The sequence below is a fragment of the Halomonas sp. ALS9 genome (assembly GCF_001651035.1).
Lineage (GTDB): Bacteria > Pseudomonadota > Gammaproteobacteria > Pseudomonadales > Halomonadaceae > Vreelandella.
The window spans coordinates 60721-78193 of the sequence record NZ_LXRG01000183.1; the positions used below are offsets into that span (position 1 = coordinate 60721).

Sequence of the window (17473 nt, forward strand, 5' to 3'; positions counted from 1 at the left end):
TGACCTAGGAGCGTTATTTCTTGTTCGTCGGCCCGCTGTCCTGGCGTGTTACGTCGGAACCACGCGGACGCACATATAGCACCAGGGCATGATCCACTAGTTCGTAGCCGTGCTCCTCAGCAATTTCTTGCTGACGACGCTCAATGATCTCATCAACAAATTCAATGATCTCACCGCTTTCAAGGCACACCATGTGGTCATGGTGATCCTCTTGGGTCATCTCGAATACCGCATGTCCTCCGTCAAAATTATGACGAATAACCAAGCCCGCTGACTCAAACTGAGTCAAAACGCGGTATACGGTTGCCAAGCCAACATCTTCGCCCGCATCGATCAGTGTTTTGTACACTTCTTCCGCGCTAAGGTGGTGCTGACCCGAAACATTTTCGAGAATTTGAAGTATCTTGACGCGCGGCAGGGTCACTTTTAGACCGGCTTTGCGCAATTCATGGTTCTGATCGGCCATGGTCGCTCTTCGCAGTAACTGGTTAGGTCGGGTATGATCAACCGAAACCACGATAGTGAAGAATAGGCCCAAATGCAAAAATTGACTCAAATCATCACGCTCTCCGTTGCTCTTACCGTCATTAGCGGCTGCAGCTACGTCGGCGTGTACAAGCGCGATATTCCCCAAGGCAACCTGATCACCCAGGAAATGGTCAGCCAGCTTCAGCCAGGAATGACCCAAGAGCAGGTGACTTATGTGATGGGCAGACCGCTGCTAGAAGCGCCCTTTGACGCCAGCCAGTGGGATTATGTGTTTCGTTTAGATAAAGCGTATGGCGATGTAGAGCAGCGCCGCGTAACGCTCACCTTCGATCCCCAGGGTCGTCTAGTGAACGTTGAGCAAGAAGGCGATTTATCTAAACCGTTGCCACTCGAAGGTGAGAGCAACATGGGGCCTGCAACGGAAGGCGTTGACCCAATGGATGCACTACCTGAAGAGAGCACCCAGACACGGCCACCAGCGAGCGTACAGCCTGTTCAACAGCTTTAGCTTTAGCGGTGCCCTAGGTCGCTCGCTTGGCGCTTAGCGCGCTCTAGTCGAGCGGCCTTGGGGTCAATGGCCAATGGCCGGTAAACTTCAACCCGATCCCCGTCACGTAACGGCTGGGTATCAGGGTTGCGTAGCGCCTTTCCGAAGATACCCAGCGGTGCCTCGGCAAACGTATCGCCGGGCACCTCAGGAAATAGTGCGGGCAAATCAGCCAAGGCAACGGCCTGGCGCGCTGTAGTGCCCTCAGGCACTCGCAGAGCCACTATGCGCTGTTTTGATGGAAGCGCATAGGCCACCTCAACGGCGAGCGTTTCAGCGACCATACAGCTCGTTAGCGCGCTTGGTGAAGGCATCAACTAGCTGTCCGGCGATTTGCTGGAAGAGTTTTCCGAATGCCATGCCGAGCAGGCGATTGGCGAATTCAAACTCCATTTCCAAACTCACTTTGCAGGCGCCCTCTCCCATGGGGATAAACAGCCAACGGCCTTTAAGTCGCTTGAAGGGGCCTTTTACCAGCGAAAGCTCTATACGCTCGGGCGCATAAAGCTCGTTGCGAGTCGTAATAGTTTGCTCGACGCCGGCGCGTCCTAGGGTCATTTCGCCGATCAGATGCACATCATCATGCTCAAGCAAACGTGCCTGACGGCAGCCTGGCAAAAACTCCGGGTAGCGCTCGAAGTCATTAACCAGATCGAACATTTTCTGGGGGGTGTGCCGCACTAAGGCGGAACGATTGACGGTTGGCATTGACCTCTCCGCTGACTTCACAGTGCCCAAAGCGTATCATGGGAAACAATTTTCAGACCTTAAATGGTATCACGCCTCCCCAAATAACGAAGGGGATGCCACTGACAGATTAATTATGAGGTTCCATGGCCACTAAGAAAGGTAACAGTAAAGGTCCCGGTAGCAGCGTCATTGCCCAAAACAAGAAGGCCCGATTTGAATACCATATCGATGAAACCTTCGAGGCAGGTTTAGCACTCGCTGGCTGGGAAGTTAAAAGCATGCGGGCCGGTAAAGCTCAGCTCACCGATACCTACATTTTGGTACGCAACGGCGAGGCGTTTCTGCTGGGTAGTCATGTGATGCCGCTTAACACGGCAAGCACCCACGAGATTGCCGACCCGACGCGCACCCGTAAACTGCTGCTGCATCGTAAAGAGATCGCTAAGATCTTTTCAGTCACCCAGGACAAAGGTCATACCTGTGTGCCCCTTAAGCTTTACTGGAAGCGCAATAAAGTGAAGTGTGAGTTGGCGCTCGTGACTGGTAAACAGCTGCATGACAAGCGCGCGACAGAAAAAGACCGCGACTGGAACCGTCAAAAAGGGCGGATTATGCGGGAACATACCAAGGCTTAACTGGTCAATCAGCTGTGAGCACGTTAGAATGCTCACCTGTATTAAGGGGGCGACATGGTTTCGACGCCGGTGACAACCCTTGCGGTGCATGCCGAGAGCGTGATGTATCTCGTAAATCCCACATCACGAAAAAATAGTCGCAAATGACGAAAACTACGCTCAAGGCGCGCTAGCAGCTTAAACACTGTTAGCTTCTTGTCTGGCCCCAAGGTGATGTGCCTATTCATCACTGCGGGGATACGAGCTAAAGCTGATAGGACCGCGTTTGGTGGTGTCTTCTCGCCAAGCGTTAAACTTTAGAAGGCTCGCGTTGCTGAATCCTGACCGTCGGAGTCAGTCGCGCTAAACTAAATGACGGAATCTAAGCATGTAGAGCCAATAGGCGCGTGCTGGCGGACGCGGGTTCAATTCCCGCCGCCTCCACCACCTTACTATACAAATCAAGCACCTACGGGTGCTTTTTTGTGCCTGTGGGGTGAAAAGGGCCTGTTTAGGAATAGCGTGTGGCGCTCATACGGCTGTCGTTTGTTCGACAGCAGATGTCGGCCAAGAGCGGTCTTTTAGGCGACACTGTGAAGCAGCGCTCAGGTCAGATTGCCTGAAAGAGCCCAATGCTCCTCAGTCAATATAACGATAGGCACTCCACTATCTCTGTACTCGACCGCCTTCTCAATTTTTCGACCAAATGTCTCGTGGGCCCAACTGTCTGTCACGTAAGTTCCGAGAACAAGGTAATTGAGATTCTTATTAACGCCTTTCGCGATAGCTCCTCCGAGGGACTCGGTTGCTTCATGGCATTGCTTCCGAGACCCGAACGCGCAGGTTCCAGTGAATAGAAACGATGTTCCCTCAAAAACTATTTCGGGAAGTGGCTCATTAATCGGAAGAGAGGAAGTCTTTGCTAATTCACCGATCTCAGTCGAATCACCTGAAATTTTACGAAGTATTGCCAATAACTCGTCTGACTCTTCCTTGTCGAGCACGCCATCTTCAAGCATAGCGGAGACTTTCTGGAGTAAATTGATAATTATTGGGTTGTCACTGGATTGACGGTTCTGAACAAGCCAACTCATCAGAAATTCAGCTTCAGCTTGATTTACATTTCCGTCAGCCAGAACTCCCTTGCTCAAACCGATGAGCGTGTCGATTTGACGGTCTTGGATGTTCTTTCTATTGAATTTCGCAAAAATGTCCATAGTAAAAACTTCCCCTCGTGCTTAACGCCGCGCTCACCGGATAATTATGAGCGTAGCGACTAATTTATCTGCGTGTAGTGCTTGGTAATACCTATTTACTCTGATATTCCGGTAACTCGCAGCTTAAGCGATAGAATTTATGTGGAACATCAATCTCTCTTTCAAAAAAAGATTTTAAGTCCTCTACATTAGTAACTTTTACATCTGCCAGTACTGTTGACTGTGATGGACCTAAGTAGACAACTGGCACCCCTCCCCGAACATTGGCGCATTGGTTTTTACTATTGAAGTCTAACATGTGAGCCAATTTGTATATTTTTGATGGTAAAGCCTCTTCACTTAGATCATTTTTTGACCACCCCCAAAAAACAACCAATAAAATAGTTGCCAATATAGGAAATACAAATGAATGAACGGGCGGCAACTCGTAGCTTCTGCCATCGCTGAACTTTGACTTAATATATCCAATGGCATTGAATGCAAAAAGTATCGCAACGATTCCCACTAAGGCTAGAAATGGAAGTACGTAATGGAAGAAAAACAAACTAGACGTAAAAGTTAAGGTAAACGGGAATGCTGATGCATCAACACCAAATACGGAATTTATAGAGCCTGCTGCTTTTCCTGTAGAAAAGACAACTAGCCCTGAAACTGCAATTGATGCAACTAGCTTAGTAAACCCGAATTTCCATAGATTGCGGAAAATTGAGAACTTTTCAATTGACACCCCAATATACAGAGTAGCTAGCAAAATCCCCCAAATCTTTATAGTAAAGCTATTTTGTTGCAACCAATTAAAGTCATGGTTTTCTCTGGAACCGTTGAAAATTAGTAAAAGTGCTATAAATGCTAGGATCCCAAGCGACCAGCTAAGATTGAAATCTTTCTGTTCTGACTCTTTTTTTCGTTTCCTATCTTCCTTTTTCTGCCTTTCAAGAATTTCATAGACGTAAGTTTTTAAAGTGCTAGCACTAATATTTGATTTTTCATTCACAGAAATTTCTTCGTAAAGTGCAGCTAAGTATTCGTCTTTGCTTGAAGGCTTTTTAAACTTAAATTCCAATTCTTTATTTTCGTACACTTTTATTCCTTGTGATGTATGATGACCGTAAAACTTGACCGAAAAGCATAGCTTTTTGGGGTCAAGTACTTACGCACATTATAGCCAACTTGACATATACTCACTTTTACTATCTATCTCCGCATTTAATTGATATTCAAATGTTTCGAGAGCATCACTAACCCTTCCAACAACCGATGAAAACACTTCTATATTAATGTGTTTCAAGTCTTTATTTGGCAATTCTCCATCTTTCATCTTACTGTATCGAAAATTCATCGACTCTGGATCAATGATGCATAGTTCATCCATGATTCTATCTATGAACTTTATTTCTTCTTGATTACTACTATTATTTAGCTTTCTGTAGTAACCTTTCACTTGCGGCCAAAGATTTTTAATCTTGTGATTATTTGGCACTTTTCCTTCTCTCTCATGGAGCTTAATATTGAGCTCCAATAATTTCTTAAGCTGCAACTCAATGTGGTGCCGATAAAGGAATACTATCGGATATATAAGATAATCTATTTCCGCTCTGTCTTTACTTATTTTCATTACCAATGAATCAGCAGCTTTCTTGTAGCCATATATGTACCCATGCGACATATCTGGCTGGAAATTTAAGCATGCATTAGTCTGCCAATCCCCATTTTCAGAAAATAACGATTCTAAATCCATACGTCCTCCATAAGCTATAACGCCTTGCTCACCGGAAAATTAGGAGCCTAGCGAGTAATTTTTCCGAGTGCAGCAACTGGTTAGGCATTCATGATGCTTGTGCATACGCGCACCTTTATACTAGGCGGGGCCATTTTATCAAACTTATGTTCCGAAACGGCGACATTTTTTAAACCGGAAAGCCCATCGCTGTCAGTCACTAAGATAACTTCATTGTATCTACTAAGCAGTTCCATGACGGGCGCCAGTAGATCTGTACTTCCTCCATCGATGTAAAGTATCTCTGAAAAGCCTAGCTCACTAGGCTCCCATTCGCCAACGACCTTAGTGTCAGCGGCAGCTAGCTTTTTGGGAAGCTCTGTTGCCGTGAGATTACGAATAAACGAACTCATCTCTTCAGACCTCATGATTAAACTCATGGATCCAGAAACATCCAGTAGCAAGACTTTATCGCTAGCAGCCGTTTCGGATGGTTTGGGCCAGCTTTTGACTGGTTCGCCTATGCATTTTTGCACTGCAGACGCAAGTTGCTCACGCGCCTCCCAGTTTGAAGTAGTTAATTTACCAATTGCAAAGCAGCGATCACGAACACTCCATGATAAGTCGTAAACAGATTCGCTTATGGGTCCATGATTAACAAGATAGACTTTTCCTTCTTCAACGGCACGAGCATAATCTTCAAACATAGCTACAAACTTCGATTTATTGGATCGTTTGTAATGTTTCACCTCAACTGCCATACCGCAAAACTCTTTCCCATTTTTGAGGGCCCAGAGTCCATAATCAGGTTGAACGCCTGCTTTTCGGCCTTCTCCCCGCGGGTTTTCCAACGGAATTCGACGTTCACTTATCAATCGGAAGGAATCTAATGAAGAATGGACTGTAGCTATGTGCGTTTCATGAAATGAGAATGCGATCCTGCCATTGTCGTGGTGAATCTCGACATCATGGGCATTTAGCGCGCGAATTATTTCAGTCGCAATCCACACAGAAAACAGATCATACCGTTTTTTCCAGATTGGGAGTGACAGTACGGACTCTAGATCTTTAATCGTGACGCTGACTTCAAGCGGCCTTGTGTGAAACCGACTAGTAATAGAACCAAGCTCTTCGCCTAGCTTCCGCAGTTCGGCATTAGATAACGAAGTAGCGGCAGATATCGCAACGACAAAAGTTTTTAGCCAATAATCAGTTTCGTTTTGCGATATATTGCGAAATTCGAGACCATCAGATGGGTCTTGAGCAATTCTGTTATCATAAAGCGCTTTTAACGACGAAGGTGTCAACCCTAGGTTTAGTAGCAACTTCAATGCGGCGTGAGCAATTGAAGCACAAGCCTCCAACTCGCTTGGACACTGTGGAGGGAGGAGAGACGCGGGTAGCGGGAGGTAATTGTCATTGTTGTACGCTACGACCCACGCTCTAACGTCGTCTTTTACATTAAGCACTTCGTTTCCAAATGACTTCCTGATCTCATTATGGATTGATTGGCGCTCACGAAATCGTTCCCAAAGTTGCCACACGGCCTTTTTGTCGATAGCGGGGACATTAATTTCTGAGTTCGCGATGGCATCCCAGTTATTCAGCCATTTGCGAAAATGTTCTAGGTCAAGATCGACGTCACCAACCCTCAGGATCCATTGGCTTTCACCTTTCGTGGCTTTCCCATGTTCGAAAAAACCCAGAATATTGCGAAACATCTCTATATAGGGATGTAATGAATGGAAGAATGCTTCAACGAATGCCTCAAGGCTTGCGGTAGAGAGCGCTTCTTCCAAAGATTCCGCATTGGGATTGAGATGATCGCAGATTCGTCCCTCTAGCCCCTCATCCCGACCATCTAGTTCTAGACCGCCCTTCTCGCACAAGTAGTGCCAGGCTGAAATAGCATCTTCGTGAATTGGTGGTTTCATGCATACCCTGCCTAACAGGTATTAGGCTTCTCATCTTATGATTGGATGAACCCGCTGGCATGTTTGTCCGAACAATCCAGCCTGTCAAACGCCTTCAAGTCTATGATTCTTTTATTAATTAGTTTTAATTAGGCCAAATATCCCCAATTCGCACGCCTGCTGCATTGCCCGGCACCTCCACCTTGGGCGATTACCTGCTTTGCTGCATCTATGATCCACATACCCAATCCAGATTATCACAGCATGCTTAAGACGACTGATTTTCTTGGGTTTGGGCTTTCAACGCCGCCGTTGTAAGGTCAGCAGAAGCTGCTATGGATAAGAAGGCTCACAGTCAGCGCGTTATCCACGCTCATTCGGTGCCCTTGCGAGAACGCAAACCGGGTGGGATAACCGCATGCAGGTGCGGGAAGAACCAACTTTTACCGCAGATTGGATTAGCTGCTCAGCTATCTGAACAATCAACTTATTGCAGGCAATAGCCATCACCTGGGTGATGGCATAGTTGCGCGGTATGGGAATAACGCGGGGTTGGAGAGAGTGGAGACTGCTTAACGCTTTTCCCTCCACTTTCGCGGATCAATTCGCCCTTCGTACATCGGTAATTCCAGCACCGGGTCATCCTCCCGGAACTGAGACCACATACGGTTCAAACCTGCGGTGCCGAAGCTGCGTACACGCTCGACCTCATCCAGGTTGAGTACATCGGTGAGAATGCCCGGGGTGGCGCCGGGCATTCTGGCGCGGATACGGCCTTCGGGGTCGACGATTAGGCTCTGCCCCTCGCCAGAGGGCGAGGCCGCATTGGCGCTGACCATATACACCTGATTGAAAATAGCATTGGCCTGCACCAGGATTTGCTCTTGTGCGCGATCGCAGGTGGTGGTGGCCACCTGATTGATGATCACGTCGGCCCCCAGCCAAGCCAGTTGGCGCACCGTCTCGGGAAACCAGATATCGTAGCAGATGGCCAGGCCGACCCGGCCTATGCCTGGCACCTCGAACACTTCAAAGCGATCTCCCGGTTGATAGGGTTCAAAAGGTCGCCAGGGGAAGCACTTACGGTAGGCGGCTACGCGCTCACCTTCGGGCGAATAGACCGGCGCGGTGTTGTACAGGTGCCCATCCTCCCCCCGTTCACATAGCGTGCCGGGCAGCAGCCATATCCCCAGGTTGCGGGCGATCCGTGACAAATGCTGGTTGCGTGGGCCATCTATGGGTTCAGCAGCGGCTTCCAGTTGCTCCTTGCGCTGCTGAGGCGTCCCCGTAGCAGCGCACAAATGGATCTCGGGATAGACCACCATTCTCGGCTGTTCAAAATCAGCGCCAAAGTCGCTCAGGTGCACCGCCAGTTCGGCCTCGAAGGCCTGCAGTTCGGTGTCAGTGCCATGCTGCCGCGAGGCTTCCTGCACCACGAGCACGGGCAAATATCTGGACATGGTCGGTCTCCGTTTTAAAGGGTCGCTTTTACCTAGCTGGATGCTGGCTCAGGCTCTGACTCATCAAAATCCACTTCCGGCGGTTCACGACGGAAAAAGCGGGTCAAATAGGCCAGTTGGGCGAGCCCGATGGAAAGCCAGATCAAGCCAAGAATAAAGGCGTTGACGTCCAGTTTACTCATCAGCCAAAGGTTAACCAGGGCGCCGATGAGCGGCACTAGCATCCCTCTAATCACACCATACTGGCGCCTTGCATCGGCGTCTTTGCTGACCAGAAAGATCACTGACAGGTTCACCATCGTGAAGGCGATAAAGGCACCGAAATTGATAAACGAGGCAGCCGATAATACATCGAGGAACAAGGCGATAACACCGATAGCGCCCGTGAGCACGATGTTGAACACCGGCGTATGAAAGCGTGAATGCAGCGCACCAAACAGCTTAGGCGGCAGTACCGCATCCCGCCCCATGGCAAACAGCAGCCGAGAGGCACTGGCTTGTGCAGCCAGGCCAGAGGTGAACTGGGCGAGCACCATACCGGCCAGAAAAATAGCCCCGAAGAGATCGGCACCGATCGTCGTGGCAATTTCAAAGGCGGCGGAGTCGGAATTTACAAAACTGCTGCCAGGATGCACCAGTTGGGTTGTGTAACCCACCAACACGTATATACCGCCGCCGATCAGCGCGGTGAGCATAATGGCCTTGGGAATATTGCGCTTTGGATCGATGGTTTCTTCGGTCAGCGTAGTGACGGCGTCGAAGCCTAGAAACGAGTAAGCGGCCACCGCGGCGCCTGCGGCAATCGCGGTAAAGCCAGCCTCTTCACCCAAGAATGGCCCCAAGCTAAAAAGCGCGTCGCTGCCGCCGGTCGCAAAGACATGACGCACCGACAGCAGCACGAAAAAAGCGATCACCAAGATCTGAAACACCATCAGCAACGAGTTCACTTTAGACGCCAGCTTGATGCCGTAGATATTCAGGAACGTCGTAATCCCAATGAAGCCGAGCAGGAATATCCAGCTTGGCACGTCAGGAAAGCGCGCGTTCAAATAAGCAGCGCCGATCAGCCAGATCACCATGGGCAGGAAGAAGTAATCCAGCAGCACGCTCCACCCCACCATAAAGCCGACCCGTGAGTCGATGGCTCTGCGGGCGTAGGTATACGCAGAGCCTGATACTGGATAGGTACGCGCCATAATGCCGTAGCTGTAGGCCGTGAATAGCATGGCTGCGGTAGTGATGAGATAAGCAGTGGGCACGGCGCCATTGCTCGTGCTGGCAATGACCCCGAAGGTGCCCAGCACGATCAATGGCGTCATATAGGCGAGGCCAAACAGCACCACCGCTTTGAGTGATAGGGTTCTTTCCAGTTTGATATTGTTATCCGTCATGATCCATCTCCAGGCAACGTTGCAACCGACACCGGACAATCGCCCTGTCGGCACAAAACGACGAAGTGGTTAACCAGGCCAGCCATTGAGGCTTGGCCCGCTTGAGCTCTCTTCTTCTAATGGGCGGTCTGGCCCCGCAGTTGCTGATATTGTTGCTGTCCAGCTAGACTGCGATGAGAGGCCGCCGACCGTCTTAGCACGTTATTGGCAGCCCATTCGATCGTATATAACCCCAGCGTGGTATGGTTTTGCAGATGTGGACCTGGTGACACATAACGAATATGACCAGTTGCTGGCCAATGCCATCATGGCGTTGGCAACGCCTGAGTTACCTCAGCACTTCTCCAGATTGGTGAAGTGTCTGGCATCATTCGATAACTTGATCATCATCGCTTACCACGGCGAATACCGACCAGCGGTGCTCTACCGTGAGTACACGGATCCTGTCGTGTACTTACCGATGGATAACCAATACCTGGGAGGGGATTACCTGCTGGATCCTTTTTACCGTGAGCACCTCAGGGGTGGCGTGCAGGGCATACGTCGATTGGTGGATGTGGCACCTGACCACTTTAAACGTACGCATTACTATAAGAATTACTACCAGCAGACAACGCTTCTGGACGAGGTGGCAGTGTTTGCTCAAATCACTGAGGATGTTACGCTAACCGCCTGTTTTGGCAGAGACCGCTCAAGTGGAGAACCTTTTAATAGGCACGAGCTTGGGACGTTACAACAGTATGCAATGACCCTGAGTACCCTACTGGAAAAGCACTGGCAAGAGTACCGCTTTGAGGGTGTGATTGAAGCGGCGCCAGCGCCTCTAGAAGAGCGCTTGCGCGAAACATTAAATCAACAACACAACATCCGACTGAGTCCCCGCCAAGCAGAAGTAGCCCTATTTATTCTGAGAGGCCACTCATCGCTTTCCATCAGTCTGCACCTGAATGTCAGCCTGCAAACTGTTAAAGTATTTCGGCGCCAGCTCTATGCTAAGTGCTGTATTTCGTCCCAGGCGGAACTCTTCGCACTACTAATGCCGCTGTTCGCTCAGTTAACTGGGCATAAATGAGATATAACCGATGCGACGCTACCAGCTATCATCTAACAGCTCAATTAAGCTGCTTTAGCTTCTGCTGATCATCTTCGATGACTTTGAAGTCACCATGTCTTAGGTCTAGCACATAACTATCTCGGGCATTGCCCTGCTGATCGTTAGTGCGCTGTAAATACGCGTGGAGATTTTCAGGCTTACACATCTGTTTTATTTTATGGATGGTGGCCGCCCAAATGCCTTCCATTTCGTTAACTTCTGTTGTTTTCCCATAACCACTCACCATCTTTACCGCCATCCAGTTCACATGATAAAGAACGATGATGCCGGGATATAACTGGAAGTACCTATCTACATCGATTTTGTTTAACGTCACCGCGTACTGAGGATTGACGCCATATTTGCGTGATTGGAAAAACGGCGTTGTTTGGCTTTTAAGGTCAACGTACCTGCCTGATTCAGTATGAATAAAATCCGGCACTGTTGGGTCACGTAACTTTTCCTCATTGAGCCTCAAGCCCAATTTTTCACCATACAACGCTAGAAAACGCGTTTCTAAACGCTCTCCGTCTTTACACCACTCCTGCTTTTTTTGTAAATCGTTGTGGATAAGTTCATTGCCATCTTTGTCATAAAGCGTATAGGTGGCCATACCCGCTCCTATATTCCCGTCACTTTACTATCGGGCAGCTTCTTGGCCCTCCCCTGCTCAGAGCACCAGGCGCCACCTCTAAATTAATTTAGAAATACAACCATATCTGCTGAAATGAGGCAACAGTGATATATAAATTATATTTAGTCAGCAGGCCGTGCAGGAAGGTTTTAGCGTTAGAAGTGGTGCAAAAAACAAAGCGCTGGCATATAGCCAGCGCTTTGTAACCTACGTTTACAGAGGGACGCGAACGCAGGTGGAGGTGCTTTTCGTGTCAACCGATGCGGCTTAATGCGCCTTCATTTCTTCAACAATTTCTTCACCGCTCAGCGCCGATGGGTAATACGTCGGCCAGTGGGTGACTTCGTCTAATAGGGCTTCGCGATCATCGCCCCAGTAAAGATGAAAGTGATGGGCATCGGTGGGGTAAATGCTGTGGTCGCTAAACTGAATATATTGAGGCAGATCGTCGGATGGTTCTTCAAGTTCGAAAATAAACCGTACGCCGCGATTACCCGCTTGGTAGGTTAAAATTTCATAGCCAGCGTATTGGTATTCGCCCGCTCTCTCTTCGCCGTTTTCAAAGAAGGTGACGCTGCTTCCGTCAATGACGATACGCTCAACATCCGTTTGATACCCGGTGTCGTAGTACGCTTTGTACTCTTCGGCCGTCTTGTCGCCATTGTCTGCTTTATTCGCAAACACATCGTCGAGGGTGCCATCTTTTAGGTAGGGGTAAACAGACTGCCAGTCACCCTCCCAGTCAGAAAGCGCGCGATCCTCAACCTGGTCATCATCAAAATAGCCCGAGTAGATATCGCTATCGTGGTCGTGGTCGTGGTCGTGGTCGTGGTCGTGGTCGTGGTCGTGGTCGTTATGAGCATGGTCGTGATCATGGTCGCTGGCGCTAACGCCCTGAATGCCTGTCAGTATCAAAGTACTCAATACCAATACGCTGGCGCCCTTAAGTGGCAATGCTGTCATATTCGATCTCTCCTTTTAGCGATTGCAAAACAATGCATCTTCGCCATAAAGATATATTATAACATAACATCAATCAAACCCATTCATACATCAGCTTGGCTCCAGGGCAAAGAAGGTACGTCTAAAGGGAAGAAAAAATTTAACAGGCACAAACGCATCGGGCCCCGCCTAAGCGGGGCCCGATCATCGAATCTAAAAGATTCGAGAACTTAAATGATCGCTAGGATCAAGAAAGAAGCTTAATGTTTGAAGCTTGAAGGCCTTTCTGACCTTGGGTAACGTCAAAAGAGACGTTAGCGCCTTCAGGCAGAGTCTTAAAGCCATCAGACTGAATTTCAGAAAAATGAGCAAAAACGTCGTCGCTGCCGTCAGAAGGAGCGATAAAGCCAAAGCCTTTAGAATCGTTGAACCACTTAACTGTGCCAGTTGCCATGATATTAAATCCTTTTCGCGAGTTGCGAATTGTAAAATCCTGGTATTACCCAGATAAATAGTGAGTAGAACAAGGAATACAATTACAGACTACCGAAAGAATTCGAATGTTTCTGGAACCATGCTTGCTTGCTAACTTACTAACTGCGGACATCTTGCCACGTAGTTGGCAGCAGGTCAAAGCCTTTGTGCTTTTTATTTTGTTGTTCTGCCTCTTATAGCCGTTTTAAAACCGCGCAAATTATTAAAAAAAGCCGTAATCTTGCTGCTGAGCTGGACACCACTAATTCGACCGTCTAGCGCGCTTGGCTTGCCCTGTGAATCCCGCGTTATTCGCGGCCTGGCGAGCTCTTTGGAAGAGGCTTTAACATGCTATATGGACTTAGTTTGTTGGCGGGTATTGCCCTGTTAACACTCGGTGGAGAGTCGCTTATCCGCGGCGCCGTGGCTGGCGCGCGAAGAGTCGGGGTTTCGCCACTACTAACAGGGCTCGTAGTGGTGGGGTTTGGCACCTCGGCCCCTGAACTTGTCGTTTCGATTGATGCCGCGATGAACCAGCAGCCTGACATTGCGGTTGGCAACATTGTAGGTAGTAATATCGGCAATATCTTATTGATTTTGGGCATGTGCGCCATTATTAGCCCAATGGTGGTTCAACCATTAGCGCTGCGCCGTGATGGTTTGGTGGTGGTACTCGCGAGCCTGCTGTTTATTGGGCTTTCGTTTAACGGCGCTTTAGGGCGCGCAGATGCCGGGATTTTACTAGCAGGGCTCGTTGCCTACCTTGTTTGGGCTTACATCAGTGAAAGCCGCCATCACGTTCCCGCCGCGGATATGCACGCCGCGGAAGCGGATGAAATGACCAAACTACCCACCACAGGGTGGATGATTGCCGTGGCACTAGTGGTCGGTTTGGGCATGCTTATTGGTGGTTCGCAGCTGCTGCTCTTTGGCGCCATTGGCATAGCGCAGGCAATGGGGATTTCCGAAGCGGTGATTGGCTTAACCATTGTTGCTGTGGGTACGTCGCTGCCTGAGATGGCCGTATCGGTAATCGCGGCCATACGCCGCCATGCTGATGTGGCGGTGGGCAACATTCTTGGCAGCAATATTTTTAACCTGCTGGGTATTTTGGGCATCTCTGCCTTCTTGCAACCACTGCCGTTGGTCGAGCGGGTCGTCATATTTGATCAGTGGATAATGCTAGGCGCAGCCGGTGTGCTGGTACTGTTCCTGTATACCGGCATGCGCTTATCACGTTGGGAGGGTGCCGCATTACTCGCAGGTTATGGGGCTTATATAGCGTTAAGCTTTACGATTTTTTGACGTTAATGGCTCTGGTAGCTCTTGGGGGCGAGCGTGCCACCTGACATAGAAGCGGTGGAGCAATAAGCTAACGCAAAGCGTCAGACACCTCGAAACCCGCTTCTTGATAGTAACGCTGCGCTCCTGGGTGGAGCAGCCCGGTCATGTTTGCCAACATATCGGGAGTGATACTGCTCCACCACGCAGCGGCTTCCGCCATTCCATCCAGGCTTTCCCAAAACGTTTTGGTTATCGTATAGGCAGTTTCGTCATCCATCGCCGTGGTGGTGTAGGCCATCACAGGGAGCGAAGTTGTTTGGACATCGTTGTTAACACCAGGGTAAGTGCCGCCGGGTATCGTTTGGCGTGAAGCCCCGGTTTGCTCGACTTGTTCGTTGGTCAGGCTGACCAACGAGATAGGCAAACTGCCAGCCGCCTCAATCACACCGGGAGAGGGATAGGCACTCGCGGTAACAAAGCCATCAATCTGGCCGCTTTTAATCGCATCGGGGCCGCTGTTAATAGCCGCATCAGCAATTCGGACGCTATCGTCCAGGTCAAACAACGCTAAGTAGCGAGCTGCCTCTCGAGCACTGAAAGTGCCTCGTCCAATCAGTATATGCTTGCCTTCGAGCGCGGAAAAATCAATGTCGCCGTTATCGCCTGCAAGCACAAAGTGCATGGTCATAGGAGGCAACGGCAATAAACCACGGATCTCTTGGAAACGAAGATGCGGGCGCTCGGCAAAAGCCCCCTCACCGGCCATAGCCTGCTCAATTAAAACTGACGGCGAGGTGAACACGTAATTGCCTTGGCGTGCCAATACTTCCATAACGTTTTGCACAGACCCCTGGCTCTCTTCCGAAGCAAAAATAATGGCGTCATCAGTCCCTTTGCGGACGACCTCAGCAAGCTCTAAGCCCATAAGGTAGTAGGACGTACCCGCCGCAGCAGATTTATAAGTTACACGGGTTTCAGCATGCGCGGAGAAAGCGAGGCTTGCCAGCGCTAGCGTCGCTACCGAAACGCCAAGCGTGTGGCGTAGGAAGCAGAAGGGGTTGCGCATCATGTTATTCCTTAGCGTAAATCGGCCTTGTTTTATCATCGCTAGCTGTTTTGGCTATTGACCAAGCTGAGAGTATGGCACTTTTCAACATAACACGACGGCGCTCAGCCAGGCACTCTTCACGGCTCGCCCTGCTTTTTGGTCATCAGGGCCGCACTGAGAGTTTTTTGCTTGAAACTTAAAATTAGCTATTAACGATATAAAATATGGGTAACATTCAAGAATGCTATTCATCGATAGTATAATACTTGCCTATTTATTCGCTCTAGGTAACAACTAATATGGCTATCGTTACTATTACCTAAAAGATTAATTTCCTAAAAAAAGATGCTATTACCTTAAGAAAATCTACTATCGTTCGTTTTTATAAGGTATTGCGACGCAATATAAACTGATAAAATAGGGTTGCTTTTATACCACTCCTGACAACTTGACCATGAGGAAGAACGTCACATGCCTACGTTGTGCCAACCCTCTTGCCAGCCTCGATTATATCGTCGCTGGCTTTTTTTGTTAGCGGCCTTACTATTAGGCGTTAGTCCCAGTGCTTTTGCCGTGACCGGTGAATTAGATCTAACCACCTCTGCGGTTGGCTTTTTTGCTGTTGCGATTTTCGTCCTGGCCTATGCGCTCGTCATGGCGGAAGAAAAGATCCACATGCGCAAGTCTAAGCCGGTATTAGTGGCGGCCGGTATCATCTGGAGCCTCATCGGCTGGGTGTATGTCCAAAACGGCATGTCGGACGCGTCTGAGTACGCTTTCCGCGTTACGCTTTTGGAGTTCACCGAGCTGATGCTGTTCTTGCTGGTGGCCATGACCTACATCAACGCCATGGAAGAGCGCCGCGTTTTCGATGCCCTTCGTTCCTGGATGCTGCGCAAGGGCTTCAACTACCGGACGCTGTTTTGGCTGACCGGCGGCCTTGCCTTTGTACTCTCGCCGATTGCCGACAACCTTACCACTGCCCTGCTGATGTGCGCCGTGGTAACCAAAGTGGCCGAAGGAGACAGGCGTTATATTAACTTAGCCTGTATCAATATCGTCGTGGCCGCTAACGCAGGGGGCGCGTTTAGCCCTTTTGGCGACATTACCACCCTAATGGTATGGCAAGCAGGCATGGTGGAGTTTCAGGAATTCTTCATTCTATTCTTCCCCGCTCTGGTCAACTTCTTGATTCCAGCATGCATCATGAGCCTGTTTATCAAGGATGAAAAACCCTCCAGCGTTTATGAAGATGTGTGGTTGAAGCGTGGCGCCCGGCGCATTGTATTGCTGTTCCTATTAACGATTGTTACCGCCGTGTTGTGCCACGTTGTGCTCCACCTACCCCCGGTGTTAGGCATGATGACCGGCCTGGGCTACTTGCAGTTCTTTGGTTACTACCTGCGCCGCAGCCTGCCCCGCTCCTTGGAGCGCAAGCGCGAGCGCTACAGCCGCCGTGGCGACAACAAGAAGCTAGAGCAGTTGGGTGGCGTGGTGCCGTTCGATGTTTTCAACCGCGTAGCGCGAGCTGAGTGGGACACACTACTGTTCTTCTACGGGGTGGTGATGTGTGTTGGCGGCCTTGGTTTTATGGGCTATCTTGGTTTGCTGTCAGAAGCGCTGTATACCGGTTGGAACGCTACGGCTGCCAACATTACGCTTGGTGTGGTCTCGGCGGTTGTAGATAACATTCCGGTGATGTTTGCGGTGCTGACCATGGAGCCGGATATGTCCCATGGCCAATGGCTGCTGATTACCCTAACCGCGGGCGTCGGGGGCAGTTTGCTATCGATTGGCTCTGCGGCCGGCGTGGCAGTGATGGGTCAGGCCAGGGGTTCCTATACGTTTATGGGCCACTTGCGCTGGTCGCCAGTTATCTTACTCGGCTACATCGCCAGCATTTTGGTGCATATGTGGCTTAACGCAGAGAGCTTTGCCCTGTTTAGTTAAGCACAGCTCA

The 17473-nt window shown here is 49.6% G+C and carries 18 protein-coding genes and 1 other RNA gene; 6 read left to right on the plus strand and 13 right to left on the minus strand.

Annotated elements, in window-relative coordinates; translation table 11 throughout:
- Nucleotides 1-13 precede the first annotated feature (13 nt).
- Nucleotides 14-466: a ferric iron uptake transcriptional regulator gene (gene fur, locus A6R74_RS13235; protein ID WP_007111850.1), complete on the minus strand. Its 453-nt coding sequence runs from the start codon at nt 464-466 to the stop codon at nt 14-16.
- Between the two features lie 72 nt (nt 467-538).
- On the opposite strand from fur, the gene A6R74_RS13240 reads away from it, so the two are divergent.
- The gene (locus A6R74_RS13240; protein WP_064234968.1) at nt 539-997 is read left to right on the plus strand and encodes an outer membrane protein assembly factor BamE; all 459 of its coding nucleotides are present in this window, start codon (nt 539-541) and stop codon (nt 995-997) included.
- Between the two features lie 2 nt (nt 998-999).
- On the opposite strand, the gene A6R74_RS13245 is transcribed toward A6R74_RS13240, so the two are convergent.
- Together A6R74_RS13245 and A6R74_RS13250 are read right to left on the minus strand one after the other, a co-directional pair.
- Nucleotides 1000-1320 carry an RnfH family protein gene (locus tag A6R74_RS13245; RefSeq protein ID WP_064234970.1) on the minus strand — a complete coding sequence of 107 codons (321 nt, stop codon included), beginning with the start codon at nt 1318-1320 and terminating at the stop codon, nt 1000-1002.
- Complete coding sequence (locus A6R74_RS13250; RefSeq protein WP_064234972.1) at nt 1310-1744, minus strand: type II toxin-antitoxin system RatA family toxin; 435 nt, start codon at nt 1742-1744, stop codon at nt 1310-1312. Before A6R74_RS13250 ends, A6R74_RS13245 begins: the two co-directional genes overlap by 11 nt.
- A gap of 125 nt (nt 1745-1869) precedes the next feature.
- Here A6R74_RS13250 and smpB point away from each other — a divergent pair, with 125 nt between their 5' ends.
- Nucleotides 1870-2361: an SsrA-binding protein SmpB gene (gene smpB / locus A6R74_RS13255; protein WP_064234974.1), complete on the plus strand. Its 492-nt coding sequence runs from the start codon at nt 1870-1872 to the stop codon at nt 2359-2361.
- 45 nt (nt 2362-2406) lie between these two features.
- Nucleotides 2407-2787, plus strand: a transfer-messenger RNA (tmRNA) gene (gene ssrA, locus A6R74_RS13260).
- Nucleotides 2788-2945: 158 nt separating this feature from the next.
- Here ssrA and A6R74_RS13265 read toward each other — a convergent pair.
- From A6R74_RS13265 to A6R74_RS13290, 6 genes are all read right to left on the minus strand, one after another.
- Complete coding sequence (locus A6R74_RS13265) at nt 2946-3557, minus strand: BRCT domain-containing protein (RefSeq protein WP_064234976.1); 612 nt, start codon at nt 3555-3557, stop codon at nt 2946-2948.
- A gap of 91 nt (nt 3558-3648) precedes the next feature.
- Nucleotides 3649-4638: a hypothetical protein gene (locus tag A6R74_RS13270; protein WP_064234978.1), complete on the minus strand. Its 990-nt coding sequence runs from the start codon at nt 4636-4638 to the stop codon at nt 3649-3651.
- 78 nt (nt 4639-4716) lie between these two features.
- Nucleotides 4717-5295 (minus strand): hypothetical protein, encoded by a 579-nt coding sequence (locus A6R74_RS13275; protein WP_064234980.1) that lies wholly within the window; start codon nt 5293-5295, stop codon nt 4717-4719.
- An 80-nt stretch (nt 5296-5375) separates the two neighbouring features.
- Nucleotides 5376-7208, minus strand: a complete 1833-nt coding sequence (locus tag A6R74_RS13280) for a hypothetical protein (protein WP_064234983.1) — start codon at nt 7206-7208, stop codon at nt 5376-5378.
- A 551-nt stretch (nt 7209-7759) separates the two neighbouring features.
- Nucleotides 7760-8647: a carbon-nitrogen hydrolase family protein gene (locus A6R74_RS13285; RefSeq protein ID WP_205634192.1), complete on the minus strand. Its 888-nt coding sequence runs from the start codon at nt 8645-8647 to the stop codon at nt 7760-7762.
- Nucleotides 8648-8679: 32 nt separating this feature from the next.
- Nucleotides 8680-10038: an APC family permease gene (locus A6R74_RS13290; protein ID WP_064234986.1), complete on the minus strand. Its 1359-nt coding sequence runs from the start codon at nt 10036-10038 to the stop codon at nt 8680-8682.
- A 265-nt stretch (nt 10039-10303) separates the two neighbouring features.
- Here A6R74_RS13290 and A6R74_RS13295 point away from each other — a divergent pair, with 265 nt between their 5' ends.
- A complete protein-coding gene (locus tag A6R74_RS13295; RefSeq protein ID WP_240488231.1) occupies nt 10304-11110 on the plus strand; it encodes a helix-turn-helix transcriptional regulator in 807 nt (268 codons plus the stop codon).
- 40 nt (nt 11111-11150) lie between these two features.
- Here A6R74_RS13295 and A6R74_RS13300 read toward each other — a convergent pair whose 3' ends face one another.
- The 3 genes from A6R74_RS13300 to A6R74_RS13310 all read right to left on the minus strand — a co-directional run bounded on the left by A6R74_RS13300 (nt 11151) and on the right by A6R74_RS13310 (nt 13161).
- Complete coding sequence (locus A6R74_RS13300) at nt 11151-11744, minus strand: hypothetical protein (protein WP_064234988.1); 594 nt, start codon at nt 11742-11744, stop codon at nt 11151-11153.
- Between the two features lie 288 nt (nt 11745-12032).
- Complete coding sequence (locus A6R74_RS13305; protein ID WP_064234990.1) at nt 12033-12728, minus strand: metal-binding protein ZinT; 696 nt, start codon at nt 12726-12728, stop codon at nt 12033-12035.
- Between the two features lie 226 nt (nt 12729-12954).
- On the minus strand, nt 12955-13161 hold the full coding sequence (locus A6R74_RS13310; RefSeq protein WP_007111857.1) for a cold-shock protein: 207 nt from the start codon (nt 13159-13161) through the stop codon (nt 12955-12957).
- A 368-nt stretch (nt 13162-13529) separates the two neighbouring features.
- On the opposite strand from A6R74_RS13310, the gene A6R74_RS13315 reads away from it, so the two are divergent.
- Complete coding sequence (locus A6R74_RS13315; protein ID WP_064234992.1) at nt 13530-14486, plus strand: calcium/sodium antiporter; 957 nt, start codon at nt 13530-13532, stop codon at nt 14484-14486.
- 67 nt (nt 14487-14553) lie between these two features.
- Here A6R74_RS13315 and A6R74_RS13320 read toward each other — a convergent pair whose 3' ends face one another.
- Nucleotides 14554-15531: a TAXI family TRAP transporter solute-binding subunit gene (locus tag A6R74_RS13320; protein WP_064234995.1), complete on the minus strand. Its 978-nt coding sequence runs from the start codon at nt 15529-15531 to the stop codon at nt 14554-14556.
- 453 nt (nt 15532-15984) lie between these two features.
- Here A6R74_RS13320 and nhaD point away from each other — a divergent pair, with 453 nt between their 5' ends.
- Nucleotides 15985-17463, plus strand: coding sequence for a sodium:proton antiporter NhaD (gene nhaD, locus A6R74_RS13325; RefSeq protein ID WP_064234997.1), 1479 nt, complete (start codon nt 15985-15987; stop codon nt 17461-17463).
- Nucleotides 17464-17473: the final 10 nt, after the last annotated feature.